The organism is Herbaspirillum sp. SJZ106 (genome assembly GCF_006715495.1).
GTDB lineage: Bacteria > Pseudomonadota > Gammaproteobacteria > Burkholderiales > Burkholderiaceae_D > Herbaspirillum.
Map to the genome: position 1 here is coordinate 519,166 of NZ_VFNI01000002.1, position 14,376 is coordinate 533,541.

The 14,376-nt window shown below is 64.0% G+C and carries 13 protein-coding genes; 7 read left to right on the top strand and 6 right to left on the bottom strand.

Annotation, left to right across the window (positions count from 1 at the left end; all coding sequences use genetic code 11):
• Nucleotides 1–245: 245 nt before the first annotated feature.
• Complete coding sequence (locus tag FB598_RS07550) at nt 246–2,651, top strand: penicillin-binding protein 1A (protein WP_370454653.1); 2,406 nt, start codon at nt 246–248, stop codon at nt 2,649–2,651.
• 91 nt (nt 2,652–2,742) lie between these two features.
• Here the strand turns inward: FB598_RS07550 and FB598_RS07555 are convergent, their stop codons facing one another.
• From FB598_RS07555 to FB598_RS07570, 4 genes are all read right to left on the bottom strand, one after another.
• Complete coding sequence (locus tag FB598_RS07555) at nt 2,743–3,924, bottom strand: serine hydrolase (RefSeq protein WP_141913755.1); 1,182 nt, start codon at nt 3,922–3,924, stop codon at nt 2,743–2,745.
• A gap of 18 nt (nt 3,925–3,942) precedes the next feature.
• A complete protein-coding gene (gene queC, locus FB598_RS07560) occupies nt 3,943–4,689 on the bottom strand; it encodes a 7-cyano-7-deazaguanine synthase QueC (protein WP_141913754.1) in 747 nt (248 codons plus the stop codon).
• 91 nt (nt 4,690–4,780) lie between these two features.
• Nucleotides 4,781–5,572, bottom strand: coding sequence for a DUF3108 domain-containing protein (locus FB598_RS07565; RefSeq protein ID WP_141913753.1), 792 nt, complete (start codon nt 5,570–5,572; stop codon nt 4,781–4,783).
• 81 nt (nt 5,573–5,653) lie between these two features.
• Nucleotides 5,654–6,781 (bottom strand): DUF3108 domain-containing protein, encoded by a 1,128-nt coding sequence (locus FB598_RS07570; RefSeq protein WP_141913752.1) that lies wholly within the window; start codon nt 6,779–6,781, stop codon nt 5,654–5,656.
• 156 nt (nt 6,782–6,937) lie between these two features.
• Between FB598_RS07570 and FB598_RS07575 the strand changes: the two genes are divergently transcribed.
• From FB598_RS07575 to rfaE2, 4 genes are all read left to right on the top strand, one after another.
• Entirely contained in the window at nt 6,938–8,260 is a 1,323-nt protein-coding gene (locus FB598_RS07575; RefSeq protein WP_221292215.1) for a branched-chain amino acid ABC transporter substrate-binding protein, read from the top strand.
• Nucleotides 8,261–8,315: 55 nt separating this feature from the next.
• The gene (locus FB598_RS07580) at nt 8,316–9,209 is read left to right on the top strand and encodes a PhaM family polyhydroxyalkanoate granule multifunctional regulatory protein (protein WP_141913751.1); all 894 of its coding nucleotides are present in this window, start codon (nt 8,316–8,318) and stop codon (nt 9,207–9,209) included.
• A 137-nt stretch (nt 9,210–9,346) separates the two neighbouring features.
• On the top strand, nt 9,347–10,204 hold the full coding sequence (locus FB598_RS07585) for a diiron oxygenase (protein WP_141913750.1): 858 nt from the start codon (nt 9,347–9,349) through the stop codon (nt 10,202–10,204).
• A gap of 166 nt (nt 10,205–10,370) precedes the next feature.
• The gene (gene rfaE2 / locus FB598_RS07590; protein ID WP_141913749.1) at nt 10,371–10,853 is read left to right on the top strand and encodes a D-glycero-beta-D-manno-heptose 1-phosphate adenylyltransferase; all 483 of its coding nucleotides are present in this window, start codon (nt 10,371–10,373) and stop codon (nt 10,851–10,853) included.
• Between the two features lie 98 nt (nt 10,854–10,951).
• Here the strand turns inward: rfaE2 and FB598_RS07595 are convergent, their stop codons facing one another.
• Complete coding sequence (locus tag FB598_RS07595; RefSeq protein WP_141913748.1) at nt 10,952–11,464, bottom strand: copper chaperone PCu(A)C; 513 nt, start codon at nt 11,462–11,464, stop codon at nt 10,952–10,954.
• A 97-nt stretch (nt 11,465–11,561) separates the two neighbouring features.
• Nucleotides 11,562–11,975 carry a DUF2946 family protein gene (locus FB598_RS07600; RefSeq protein WP_255463857.1) on the bottom strand — a complete coding sequence of 138 codons (414 nt, stop codon included), beginning with the start codon at nt 11,973–11,975 and terminating at the stop codon, nt 11,562–11,564.
• A 255-nt stretch (nt 11,976–12,230) separates the two neighbouring features.
• On the opposite strand from FB598_RS07600, the gene FB598_RS07605 reads away from it, so the two are divergent.
• Both FB598_RS07605 and FB598_RS07610 read left to right on the top strand, forming a co-directional pair.
• Nucleotides 12,231–13,205, top strand: coding sequence for an ABC transporter substrate-binding protein (locus FB598_RS07605; protein ID WP_141913747.1), 975 nt, complete (start codon nt 12,231–12,233; stop codon nt 13,203–13,205).
• A 148-nt stretch (nt 13,206–13,353) separates the two neighbouring features.
• Complete coding sequence (locus FB598_RS07610) at nt 13,354–14,343, top strand: ABC transporter substrate-binding protein (protein ID WP_141914202.1); 990 nt, start codon at nt 13,354–13,356, stop codon at nt 14,341–14,343.
• Nucleotides 14,344–14,376 lie beyond the last annotated feature (33 nt).

The window sequence follows — 14,376 nt, forward strand, 5'->3', positions numbered from 1 at the left end:
GCTATAATGCGTCCTTGTCTCTCTGATTCGGCTACGGCCCGATTTGACTCGCTTAGAACCTGTTTATGATCTCGCCGGGAGTTGATCGAATGCTATTTCAGGATGGGCTGCAAGGCGCAAAACGTAGCCGGGCCGGTGGCCCGGCGAGGTTTTGCAACGCCGCAGACCGCCTGAAAGGGTATTTGAGCGACCCCGGACGGGATCGTAAATAGGTTCTTATCTCGCCTTTATCTAGTTTATTTCGCATGTCTTCACCTCCAAACGCTGGCGAAAAACCGAACCCGACGCCGGCTGGCAAGCCGCCGGCGGACGGGAACAAAGCGCCGCGCAAGCGCCTGCACTGGTCTGTCCGTTTCATTCTCGGCCTCTTCGGCATCCTCCTCGGTGTGGTGGCGATGGCCGTGCTGGGCGTGACCTTTATCGTCGCCCTGACCTATCCCAAGCTGCCCGACCTCGATACCCTGACCGACTATCGTCCCAAGATCCCGCTGCGCATTTTCTCGGCCGACGGCGTGCTGATCGGCGAGTTCGGCGAAGAGCGCCGCAACCTGGTGCATTTCAAGGACATCCCCGACATCATGAAGAAGGCCGTGCTGGCCATCGAGGACGACCGCTTCTATGAGCACGGCGGGGTCGATTACCAGGGCATCGTGCGCGCCACCTTCTCCAACCTCTCAGGCGGCGGCGGCGGCGCCTCCACCATCACCCAGCAGGTGGCCCGCAATTTCTTCCTGACCAGCAACGAGCCGACCTTCCTGCAGAAGGCCACGCGCAAATTCTTCTATGAGATTCCGCTGGCCTGGAAGATCGAGAACAACCTGACCAAGGACCAGATCCTCGAGGTCTACATGAACCAGATTTATCTGGGCCAGCGCGCCTACGGTTTCGCCTCGGCCGCCCAGATCTATTTCGGCAAGCAACTCAAGGACATCACCATTGCCGAAGCGGCGATGCTGGCCGGCCTGCCCAAGGCGCCGTCGGCCTACAACCCGGTGGTCAATCCCAAGCGCGCCCACGCGCGCCAGCAGTACATCCTGCTGCGCATGCGCCAGCTGGGCTACATCACCGAGCCGCAATACCTGGCGGCGCGGGATGAGGAACTGCGCGTCAAGGGCGACAGCTCGGCCTTCGGCATGCACGCCGAATATGTGGCCGAAATGGCGCGCCAACTGATCTATGCCCAGTACAAGGACGAGACGTATACGCGCGGCCTGAACGTGTTCACCACCATCACCAAGACCGACCAGGACGCCGCCTACATCGCCCTGCGCCGCGGCATCATCGACTACGAACGGCGCCACGGCTACCGCGGTCCGGAAGGCTACATGGAGTTGCCCGAAGGCGCCTCCAGGGAAGCGCTGGAAGATGCCATCGAAGTGGAGCTGGCCGACCATCCCGACAGCGACGACATGGTCGCGGCCGTGGTGCTGGAGGCCAAGCCCAAGGAAATCACCGCGCTGCTGGCCACCGGCGAGGAAATCACCATTTCCGGTTCCGGCCTGGGCTTCGGCGCCAACCTGCTGTCGGACAAGGCGCCGCCGCAGAAGAAGATCCGCCGCGGCGCCATCATCCGCGTGTTCCAGGACGGCAAGAACTGGATCATCACGCAGATGCCGGAAGTCGAATCGGCCTTCGTCTCAGTCAATCCGCAGGACGGCGCGATCCGTTCGTTGGTAGGCGGCTTCGACTTCAACCGCAACAAGTTCAATCACGTGACGCAGGCATGGCGCCAGCCGGGCTCGTCGTTCAAGCCGTTCATCTATTCCTCGTCGCTGGAAAAGGGCTTGTCGCCGGCCACCATCATCAACGACGCGCCGCTGACCTTCACCCAGACCGGCGGCCAGGTCTGGCAGCCGAAGAACTACGGCGGCAAGTTCGAAGGCCCGATCTCGATGCGCCGCGCGCTGCAGAAGTCGATCAACCTGGTCTCGATCCGTATCCTGGAGCGCGTCGGCGTGAAGTATGCGCAGGAATACATCACCCGCTTCGGTTTCGACGCCGACAAGAACCCGCCATACCTGACCCTGGCGCTGGGCGCCGGCAACGTCACGCCGCTGCAGATGGTGGGCGCGTATTCGGTGTTCGCCAACGGCGGCTACAAGGTCAATCCCTACCTGATCACCAAGGTCACCGACAACAACGGCAATGTGCTGTCGCAGGCCAAGCCGGCCACGGCCGACGATGAGTCCAATCGCGTCATCGATGCGCGCAATGCCTTCATCATGGACAGCATGCTGCGCGATGTGGTGCGTCACGGCACCGCGGTCAAGGCGCTGTCGTTGAAGCGCACCGACCTGGCCGGCAAGACCGGCACCACCAACGACTCGATGGATGCCTGGTTCGCCGGCTACCAGCCCAACCTGACTGCCATCGCCTGGATCGGCTACGACCAGCCCAAGAGCCTGGGCGACCGCGAAACCGGAGGCGGCCTGGCGCTGCCGGTGTGGATCAGCTATATGTCCAAGGTGTTGAAGGATGTGCCCAACGTGGACCGCAAGGTGCCGGACGGCATCATCGAGTCCGGCGGCGAGTACTACTATGCCGAGTATCCGCCGGCTGCCATGGTGCGCGACCTGGGCATGGGCGACCGCCCAGTGTTGTCGCCGGAAGAGGAAAAGGCCAAGACGCAGATGAAGAACGAATTGTTCTGACTGTTGGCGCAACGCCGCCATCGCAGGATTGAAAAAACGCCGTCCGCTATAACAGCGGACGGCGTTTTTTTATGTGCGCCAGAAAACTGCTTCAGTTTTTGCCGGCAACGAAGTGTGCGATCCGCCGCATCGCCAGCAGGGTCAGCACTTCATCCTGTTCCACACCGTGGTCGCTCAGTTTGACGATCACGGTACGGGTGGCAGGGTTGACGTAGAGGTACTGGCCAAATACGCCGATGGCGGAAAAGTCGCGGTCGGCCTCGTTGCCGGGCGGGATCCACCAGCCGTCGCGGTAGTCGAGGGCATGGCCGCGGTTGACTATCTGGCGCGGTTCGTCGGTCCAGGCGGCGCTGACGACCTGCTTGCCGCCGGCCCGCCCCGCATTGAGGTAGAGCAGGCCCAGCTTGGCAAAGTCGCGGGCGGTGGTGTTGATGCAGCAGAAGGCCTTTTCGACGCCGTGGGCCTGGCTGTCGGTGCTCCAGCTGGCGTCCTGCTCCATGCCCAGCGGTTCCCACAGCGTCTGCTGCGCGTAGCTTGACAGGCTCTGGCCGGTGGCGCGCGCCAGTACGCGCGACAGCACCAGCGTATCGACGCTGCGGTATTCGAAGCGCGAACCCGGCGCGAAACGCAGGCCATTGAGCCCGGCGAGGAATTTGCCGAGATCGGTGCTGACATACATGCGCACCACCGGCGAGGTGAGCGAGCCGCCGTAGCGTTCGTCGACATCGATGCCGGAGCGCATGTTGAGCAACTGGTCGACCGTGATGTTGCCGTAGGCCGGTGCGATCTCTTCGCCGCTGAGGTAATTGCCGATCGGCTCTTGCAGCGATGCCAGCTTGCCCTCGGCCAGCGCGGCGCCGGTCAGCGTGGCGACGAAGGATTTGGCGACCGAGAACGAGGCGAAGCGCGAGGCGGCATCGTAGCCGCCGATGTAGCGTTCGAATACGATCGTGCCATCCTGCACCACCAGGAAGGCGTGGGTATGGGTGGCCTTGAGGAAGGCGGCGACATCCAGCGTGCCACCTTCCTTCCACGGCAGCGCGAGGTCGAGCGGACGCAGCGCGGTCGGCAGCGGGGCCGGATGGCGGGAGCGGCGGATCGGGTTGGCGTCGTACAGCTTGTAGGTCTGGCTGCGCGGCGTCAGGTCCAGTTGCAGGTCTGCCAGCACCGGCAGGCTGGGCAGGTCGGCGGCGCGGCGCGCGATCTCGGCGCCGCCCAGCAGCAACAGCAGGGCGACGACGGCGCCGGCCAGCAGCCTGGATTTCCTGGTCATCGGCTTATGCTGGCTGGATCAGGCCGATTGCTGGCGGGCGAGGTACTGGCGATAGCCGCGCGCGCGCAGTTCGCAGGCCGGGCATTTGCCGCAGCCGTGGCCCCAGTCGTGCAGCGCGCCGCGCTCGCCCAGGTAGCAGGTGTGCGTGTCGGCGCGCACCAGTTCGACCAGCGCATCGCCGCCCAGCGTGCGGGCCAGTTCCCAGGTCTCGGCCTTGTCGATCCACATCAGTGGAGTTTCCACTTTCAGTTGCGTGGCCATGCCCAGGTTGAGCACCACTTGCAGCGCCTTCATGGTGTCGTCGCGACAGTCGGGATAGCCGGAGAAATCGGTTTCGCACATGCCGCCTACCAGTACGTTCAGGCCGCGGCGGTAAGCCAGGGTGGCCGCCACCGTCATGAACAGCAGGTTGCGCCCGGGCACGAAGGTGTTGGGCAGGCCGTTGTCCTGCATGGCGATCTCGACGTCGCGCGTCAGGGCGGTATCCGAAATCGAACCGATCAGCGACAGGTCGATCATGTGGTCTTGGCCCAGGCGCGCCTGCCATTCGGACGAGAAGCCTTTGATCTTTTCCAGCAGCGCCGGGCGCACGCTGAGCTCGATGGCGTGGCGCTGGCCGTAGTCGAAGCCGATGGTTTCCACGCGCGGGTAGCGCGCAAGCGCCCAGGCCAGGCAAGTGGTGGAATCCTGGCCGCCGGAAAACAGCACCAGCGCGCTTTGGGTCTTGACGGTCGGGGCGACCGCGTCGGGAGAGGTATCGGACATGTTGCCTGCCTGCGGAGATGGGGATGTAACGGCGCGGGGCCTGGCCGGCATCGATGCCGGCACAGGCCCCGCGCTGGGATTGCTTGCTAGCTTAGTTGGTTTTCTTGAGCGAATCCAGCGTCTGCTCGATATAGTCGCCATCCGGGTCGGTGAATTTCAGGCGCACCGGATACCACTCCATCGAGGGCGCCAGCCAGATGTCGAGTTTCTGGCCCTGGTCGTCCGGCGGCGGGGCGCGCAGGATGTGGACCGCGGTGGTCTCGCCCTGGGCGGTCCGGATCTTTTCGCGGCCCACGACCTTGAAGGTCCATTGTTCGGCGTCGCGCGGGCCGGCCACGAAGAACTTCCATTCCGAGTTCGGCGTCATCTTGGCCGGGTTGGCGCGGGCTACCGAAACCAGTTGCCAGGTGATGCCGGTACGATCCTGTTCGCCGCCTTGCAGCGGGAAGGTGTCGGACGATTGGGTGAAGGTGATCTTGTTCTGCTCGCGATTGAAGGTGGTGGTCGACGGATCGCGGCGCAGGCGTTTCTCGACGAAGCGTTCCGGCGCCAGGCCGTAGGCATCGACCGCGCCTTCGCTGCTGGTTTCCAGGATCTTGCCCAGCAGCATCGCGCGCGTTTCGGTCGTGGCGCTGTAGGACGTCTTGTTATTCGTCCATTTCACCAGGCCCTGGCCTTTGATGTCCAGGCCGCTTTGCTTGGCCTGGATCGAATAAGCCAGCTCGGCCGAGGGCGGCAGGTTGAAGGCGCGCTTCTCGACCGGATGCGGGCCGTCGGCAGCGTGCGCCGGCGGCACGGCGAGCAGGGCTGCCAGGGCGGCGGCAGTGGCGATAACAGGGGCGATGATAGGGGCGCCCAGGCGGGCGATACGCAGGTTGGTCATGGCGGGTTCTTTGTGTTGATCATCGGTTGATGATAGGGGTTGTTCCCGATTTTGACATGGCTTGCCGCAAAAGTTGCGGCGTCACTGCTTCACCTTCTCCAGCAACATGTCCAGATAATCGCCATTCTGGCGCGGATCGGTATAGCGCAGGCGCACCGGATACCAGTCGTGCAGCGGCGCCAGCCAGATATCGATGCGCTGGTCGTAGGAGCCCGGCTTGGGCATGCGCACCACGTGCCAGGCGCGCAGTTGGCCGATGGGGAGCCTGAGCTCTTCTTCACCCAGCACCTGGATGCGCCAGACTTCGGCGTCGCGTGCGCCGGCCACGAACAGGTCGATTACCGCGCCGGGCCGGTACTGGCCGGCATCGCCGCGGCCGATAGCGGCCAACTGCCAGACCAGGCTGGCGCGGTCCTGCTCGCCGCCGTTGCGCGGATAGCTTTCGGTCGAGGCCGAGAAACTGATGACGTTGCGTTCACGGTTGAAATGCGTGTTGGTGGCCGATCTGCGCATGCGCTTTTCGGTGTACAGCTCGGGCGACACGCCGAAGGCGTCGATCTCGCCATTGCTGGAGAAATTGAGGAAGGTGAAGAGGAAGTCCTCGGCCTTGCCGTCCAGCCGGTAGGTCTTGCCATCGGTTTTCCAGTCCAGCGTGCCGGAGCCGTGCACGGGCATCTGGTTATAGGTGGCCTGGACGTCGTATTCCAGGCGCGCCGTGGGAGGCGGGTCGGTGACGTAATGGGTGCCGGCGGCAGGCGGCTGCGTTTCTGCCGATGGTGGAACGCCGGCGTCCTTGCTGTCCTTGCCGGCAGCGGCGGCCTCTTCCGCGCCGGCGCCGTCGGTTGCGCCGGAAGGGAGCGCGGCGGTTTCCGGCGCCGGTTGCGCGCTGACGACGACGACCGTTTCGCGGATGGGTTCGTCGGGCGGTTCGATCGATTCCGCGACGGGCCGCGCACGGCGCGGGGCGGCGGCCTTTTTCGGCGGCGCGGCTTTGGCGGCGGGCGGTTTGGCCACCGGCAGCGATACCGGTTGTTGCGGCGGCGGCACCGGCCGCAGCGCGACCGAAATGGCGTGCTGCTCGTTGGGCGCGGCAGGTGCGATCAGGTGGCGCTTGCCCCAGTCCACCAGCAGCAGGTGCAATGCCAGGGAAAGCGCCACCAACGCCAGCGCGCGTGACCAGCGTTTGGGATGGCGGGAAACTTCTGTCATGGGCCCAAGTGTATCGGATCGTGCCGGCTTCGTCGTGGTGGCCGGGGCAATTCCGGAGGCAATTTCAAACAACGTACAATGCGGCTTCTCCGTGGGGGAGGCCGGCGCCGGCATGGCACGCGGCCTTTGTGCCCCGCGGTTTTCTACCGGATATCGATGAGGGAAATCGTGCGATTGAAGTTCCATCCATTGCTGTGCGCCGTCGCAGTCGCCGCCACGCTGGCCTTGCATGCGGTTGCGCAGGCCGCCCCGCCTGCCACACCAGCCGTCCCTGCCGCGCCCATCCGCATCGGCATGATCGACGGTTTGTCGGGCCCCTTCGCCAACGCCGGCGAGGCGGTGGTGCGCAACATCAGTTATGCCATCGACCGCATCAACGCGCGCGGCGGCGTCACCCTGCCGGACGGCAAGCATCCGCTGCAGTTGTCCACGTTCGACAACAAGCTGGGGGTGGAGGATTCGCTGGTGCAGTTGCGCCAGCTGACCGACCAGCGCATTCCCTTCCTGATCGAAGGCAACAGTTCGGCCGTGGCTGCCGCGCTGATCGATGCGGTCAACAAGCATAACCAGCGCGAGCCGGACAATCGCGTGCTGTTCCTGAATTACTCGGCGGTCGATCCGGCGTTGACCAACGAGAAATGCAGCTTCTGGCATTTCCGCTTCGACGCCAGCGCGGACATGCGCATGCAGGCGCTGACCGAGGCCATCAAGGCGGATGCCGGAACCAGGCGCATCTACCTCATCGGGCAGGACTACAGCTTCGGCCGCCAGGTGGCCAAGGCCGCGCGCGAGCAACTGGCGGCCAAGCGGCCCGACATCGCCATCGTCGGCGACGAGCTGCATCCGATCGGCAAGATCAAGGACTTCGCGCCGTACATCGCCAAGATGAAGAGCGCCGGCGCCGACGCGGTGATTACCGGCAACTGGGGCAACGACCTGACGCTGCTGGTGAAGGCCGCCAGGGATGCCGGCTTCAAGGCCAAGTTCTACACCTTCTACGCCAACAGCCTGGGCGCGCCCGCGGCCATTGGCGAGGCCGGCGTGGGCACGGTGCGCGCGGTGGCCGAATGGCATCCGAACGCCGGCACCGGCGCGGCCGATTCGCCCAGCGACGTCTTCTACCAGCAATTTCGCAAGCGCTATCCGCAGGCCAAGGACGATTACATGTACCTGCGCATGCAGGTCATGATCGAGATGCTGGCCAAGGCCATTGAAAAGGCCAAAAGCGCCGATCCCAAGGCGGTTGCATATGCGTTGGAAGGCGCGCATTATCAAAGCGCGTTCCACGATGCCACCATGCGCGCGGCCGATCATCAGCTGATCCAGCCCTTGTACCTGATGCAGATGCAGCGCGCCGACAGCGGCGGGATCCGCTTCGACAACGAGGGCAGCGGCTACGGTTTCCGTACCGAACGCTTCATTCCGGCCGAGCAGACCGTGCTGCCTACCTCGTGCAAGATGCAGCGCCCGCCGCGCTGATGCCTCGGTATCCGGCCGCGCCTTCATGCGGCTTCAATCTCCACAGGAGTATGCAATGCTGAATCAGGAAAAGATGCCGGGCGCAGGTTCGGTGGCCGATACGATCGAATTCATGAAGCAGATATGGGGCGGCATGGGGGCGCCATCGATGGCCGCGCCTTCGCTGTCGGTGGACGATATCAACAAGAAGATTGCCGACCTCAAGACCGTGGCTTCCTGGCTGGAGCTCAACCTCAACATGCTCAAGGCCACCATCCAGACGATGGAAGTGCAAAGCGCGACCTTGTCGACGCTGCAGGCCATGAGCGCCATCATGGCCTCGCGCGGGGGTGAACCGGAACAGGCGCCGACCGAAGAGCGCGAAGGCGCGCCGCCGTTCCCGTTCGGTTTCCCGATGTGGCCGGGCGGCATGCCGGCAGGCGCGGCCCGGGACGAGGCGGAGCAGGAGTCGGAACCGGAACCGGCGCCGGCCGGGACGGACAACCAGGCGCAACCGCAGCATGGCGAGCCCGAGCCGGCGGCGGAGCCAGAGACGGCGCCCGATTTCACATCGGCCATTGCCAATCCCAATGCCTGGTGGAATGTGTTGCAGGAGCAGTTCAAGCATGCCGTGGGGAATGCCATGGCCGGCGCGCAGGCTCAACAGGATACTTTGCTCAAGCCGGTAAAGCCCGCTGATGCCAGGAAGGCGGCCAAAACAGGCAAAACCGCCAAACGTAGCGAAAATAAGACAACGCGGCCGGCCGCCAAGCCCGCGCCCAAAGTCAGGCCCAAGCCTGCCGCCAAGAGGGCGGCGCCGGTGAAACCGGCCGAAAAGTCCGGGGCGGACAGGCCGGCGGCCAAGAAAGTGCCCAAAAGTCCGGCAAATACGAGCACGCCGGCCAAGGCGGGTGTTGTACAATCCCGGCAAAACAAGAAGCCAGCCTCCCGCAAGCCAACTTCCCCCTGATCCGATTCGCTTCAAAACCCGGTACGCCAAGCCGGGTTGGTGAAGGTTGTCATATTCCTGAAACCTGACGGTTTTAGTATGGGATAGGGAAAAACTTTGTTAAAATCAAACACTTAACGCATATAGGCAAACCACAGATGCTGTACCCTGAATTGTTCAAATCGCTCGAACAGGTCCGCTGGAACATGGATAAGGATATCCCCTGGGACAAGTTCGACGCTTCGCTGCTCACCGACGAGCAGGCCCAGACCATTCGCATGAATGCGATCACGGAATGGTCCGCGCTGCCGGCGACCGAGATGTTCCTGCGCGATAACCGCGGCGACAGCGATTTTTCGGCATTCATGTCGGTATGGTTCTTTGAGGAACAGAAGCACTCGCTGGTGCTGATGGAGTACCTGCGCCGCTTCCGCCCGGAGCTGGCGCCGACCGAAGAGGAGCTGCACAACGTGCGCTTCGAGTTCGATCCTGCGCCGCCGCTGGAAACCCTGATGATGCACTTCTGCGGCGAAATCCGCCTGAACCACTGGTACCGCTGTGCCGCCGACTGGCACACCGAGCCGGTCATCAAGCAGATCTACAAGATCATCAGCCAGGACGAGGCGCGCCACGGCGGCGCCTACCTGCGCTACATGAAGAAGGCGCTCAACGAGGTGGGCGACAAGGCTCGCGCCGCCTTCGCCAAGATCGGCGTGCTGATGGCCTCCGCCCGCCGCACCGAAAAGCCGCTGCACCCGACCAACCTGCACGTCAACCAGGCGCTGTTCCCCAACGACACGGTGCAAAGCCGCCTGCCGGATCCGGAGTGGCTGGAGCGCTGGCTGGACAACCAGATCAAGTTCGACACCGAATGGGAAAAGAAGGTGGTCGATCGCATCCTGCACAACATGTCGCTGCTGTTCGAGCGCACTTTCGGGACGGTGCAGGAGCTCAATCGCTACCGCAAGGAAGTTTCCCAGCGCCTGATGCCGGGCGAATCCGTCGCCACCGCCTGACTGGGCGGCCGGCAGCGAAACGCCAAAGGGAGAGGCCCTGGCGCGGTGGCAAGCGCATAGTGCCGCACACGGGTGCCTCCCCAGGCAGTAAAATCGAAAGCCGCACATCTGTTGCGGCTTTTTCCATTTTCGGCGGTCATACATCGCCGGCACAAACCAATTCCAAATGGCCAATTTCGAAGACAAGGTATGTACCCGCGCCCAACTCAAGGAGCGCATTTCCCAATTGCCCAAGCCGGTGGTGCTGACCAATGGCGTATTCGACATCCTGCATCGCGGCCACGTGACGTACCTGGCGCAGGCGCGCGCGCAGGGGGCTTCGCTGGTGGTGGCCGCCAATACCGATGCGTCGGTCAAGCGCTTGGGCAAGGGCGACGATCGCCCGATCAACACCTGCGAAGATCGCATGGCCGTGCTGGCTGCGCTTGAATCGGTATCGCTGGTGGTGCCGTTCGATGAGGATACGGCGCTGGAAGTGGTGCAGGAGGGGAAGCCCGAAATCTACGTGAAGGGCGGCGACTACGACATGGGCGCCATTCCCGAGGGCAAGGCGGTGGTGGCCTATGGCGGGCAAGTGCTGGCGATCGCCTTCGAACACGACCGCTCGACGACCAAGCTGCTGGCCAAGGTGCGCAAGCTGGCGGGTTGAGGTTGCGTCCCCGCAATGACAAGGCCGGCAGGAGCAAACGCTCCTGCCGGCCTTGTCGTTTCTGCTCGGCGCTTGACGAGGCAGTGGGGGCAGCGGGGTCAGTGGTGCATGTGGCCCTTCATGTCATCCTTGCCCGCGCCCGAGGCGGCCGCCGGGTCTTCCACATTGAGCGTGACATCCACCTTGCCGGCCTTTTCGAAGGTCAGGCTCAGCGGCACTTTGTCGCCGGCCTTGAGCGGTTTGGACAAGCCCATCAGCATGATGTGGTAACCGTTGCCCGGCTGCATGGCGATCTTCTGGCCGGGTTTGATTTCCAGGCCGCCATCGACTTCACGCATCTTCATCAGGTTGCCTTCCATCGCCATCGTATGGATTTCGGTCGATTTGGCGACCGGCGACGACAGGGCGACCAGCTTGTCCGACGCCGCCCCTTTGTTTTCGATGCTGAAATAGGCGCCGCCAGCCGGCTGGCCGGGAACGGTGGCGCGCGCGTAGGGATGGCCGATTTCCAGTTGTCCCAGCTTGTATTCATGTGCCTGCGCCAGCGGTGCGGCGGCGAGGAGGGCTGCGGCGGCGGCAATGCCGGCGGCGCGTTGGAAGAATTGCTTCATATGAGTGCGTCCTTTGGAGGTGTTGGCGCCGGGAGCGCGCGGAACCTATGCCGCGCGCATTTCATCCGGCCTGTTTTTGCTGCGTTTTTGAAGGGGATCAGGCCGCAGGCGGGGCCCTGGCGCGCTTTGCGCCCGGCGCCAGGCTGGGCGCAAAGCCGGCCTGCCATGCCCGCGCCACAGGATAGCTGATGCCGGACGCGGCGGTTCCGGGCAAGTCGGCCGCAGGCAAGGGATAGGGCGTCTGGTTGCCGCAGCATAGCTGGCAATGGGCGGCGGCATGCGCCGGCGTGCCGCCGGCATTGCCCGCGCCGCCGATGTTGGCCACGCTGCAGATCGCCATGGCGGGAATGTCTTGCGGCGCCTGCGCCAAGGCCGGCTGCAGCCAGGGGCCGGCGGCCATGGACAAGACCAGCCCCAGATGCAGCAAGGCGCGCCGCCAGAACGGCAGCACGGCGTGCTGCTTGGGGCGGCGTGCTGCGGGGGAATGCGAGGCTGGCGGGCGTGAAGGCATGACGGGGGATTATAGCAACTGGCCGCAGCAAGTTCGTCCGGCCGGGTGCGAGGCAGGAATGCGAGCTGCGATAACGGTATCGATACGCCGCGTGTCGAGATGGCATCCTGCGATGTCTCCCGGTTTCCCGGGCGGGCGTTTCAGTCCCGTACGGCGGGCGGCAGGAATGGCGCTGCGCAAATTGATTGTTGAGGTGCGCTAGGCTAGACTTAGCGTCTTTTCGCGTATTCCAAACAATTCCTGAAGGGAGACTTCATGTCCTATCACACTAAACTGCGCGCCCTGGTCGGCGCATTGTCCCTGGCGGCAGTTTGCGCGGCCCCCGCCATGGCGGCGGACAAGGCGGTTTCGGTGACCGCCATCGTCGAACACCCGGCGCTGGACGCGATCCGCGATGGCGTCAAGGATGAGTTGAAGGATGAGGGCTTCGAAGCCGGCAAGAACCTGAAGTGGGATTACCAGAGCGCCCAGGGCAACACCGGCACCGCCGCCCAGATCGCCCGCAAGTTCGTGGGCGACAAGCCTGACGTGGTGGTGGCCATCGCCACGCCGTCGGCCCAGGCGCTGGTGTCCGCCACCAAGACCATCCCGGTGGTCTACTCCGGCGTGACCGACCCGGTCGCCGCGCAACTGGTGAAGGACTGGAAGGCCTCCGGCACCAATGTCACGGGCGTATCCGATGTGCTGGAGCTGGACAAGCAGGTCGACCTGATCAAGCGCGTGGTGCCCAACGCCAAGCGCGTGGGCATGGTCTACAACCCGGGCGAAGCCAATTCGGCAGTGGTGGTCAAGGCGCTCAAGGAGCTGCTGACCAAGTCCGGCATGACCCTGGTCGAAGCCGCCGCGCCGCGTTCGGTTGACGTCGGCACCGCCGCCAAGAGCCTGATCGGCAAGGTCGATGTGATCTACACCAATACCGACAACAACGTGGTCTCGGCTTACGAATCGCTGGTCAAGGTCGGCAACGACGCCAAGATCCCGCTAGTCGCTTCCGATACCGACAGCGTCAAGCGCGGCGCCATCGCCGCCCTGGGCGTGAACTACTACGACCTGGGCCGCCAGACCGGCAAGGTCGTGGCGCGTATCCTCAAGGGCGACAAGCCGGGCGACATCGCTTCGGCCACCAGCAGCAAGCTGGAACTGTTCGTCAATACGGCCGCGGCGCAAAAGCAGGGCGTGACCCTGTCGCCGGAACTGGTGAGCTCGGCCAAGACCGTCATCAAGCAATAAGTTAAAGTAGCACCTGACGCCTCCGATAAAACGATCCCGCTATCGAGCGGGATCGTTTTATTTGGGGGCAAGTCGCCATCTGTACATCGTTTTATCGTCATATATGAATAACGGGCCAGGCAGCGCGGCTGCCCAGGCGCCGACCGCCATGAAAGAGGAGTGGACTGTGTTTGCATTAAACAAATCATTGCGCGCCATTGCCGGCGCGCTGGCCATCAGTGCCGTCTGCGCTTCCGCGCTGGCGGCCGATAAGGTGGTCGCCGTGACTTCCTATGTCGAGCACCCGGCGCTGGATGCCGTGCGCGATGGCACCAAGGATGAACTCATCGCCGAAGGCTTCGAGCCGGGCAAGAACCTGAAATGGGATTTCCAGAGCGCCCAGGGCAATGCCGGAACCGCCGGCCAGATCGCCAAGAAGTTCGTCGGCGACAATCCTGACGTCATCGTCGTGATCGGCACCCCGTCGGCGCAGCCGATGGTGGCCGCGACCAAGACCATCCCGATCGTCTATTCGGCCATCGCCGACCCGATGGCGGCCCAGCTGGTCAAGGACTGGAAGCCATCCGGCACCAACGTGACCGGCATGTCGCACATGCTCGATCCGGTCCCGCAGGTCGAGATCATCAAGCGCGTGGCGCCCAACGCCAAGCGCGTCGGGATCGTTTACAATCCGGGCGAAGCCAATTCCGTGTCGGCGCTGAACAACATCAAGGGCGAGTTGCAGAAACAGGGCATGACCCTGGTCGAGGCTGCCGCGCCGCGCTCGGTTGACGTGGCCCCGGCCGCCAAGAGCCTGATCGGCAAGATCGACGTGATGTACACCACCACCGACAACAACGTGGTCTCGGTCTTCGAATCGCTGGCCAAGGTCTGCAACGACGCCAGGATCCCGCTGATCGCTTCCGATACCGGCAGCGTCAAGCGCGGCGCCGTGGCGGCGCTGGGGGTGAACTTCTACGACCTGGGCCGCCAGACCGGCAAGATGGTGGGGCGCATCCTGAAGGGCGAGAAGCCGGGCGACATCGCTTCGTCGACCAGCAAGAACCTCGAGCTGTACGTCAATACCTCGGCAGCGCAAAAGCAGGGCGTGACCCTGTCGCCGGAGTTCCTGAAGTCGGCGACCAAGGTATTGAACTGATCTGCACGGCACCGCGAGGCGCCGCGCCATCCC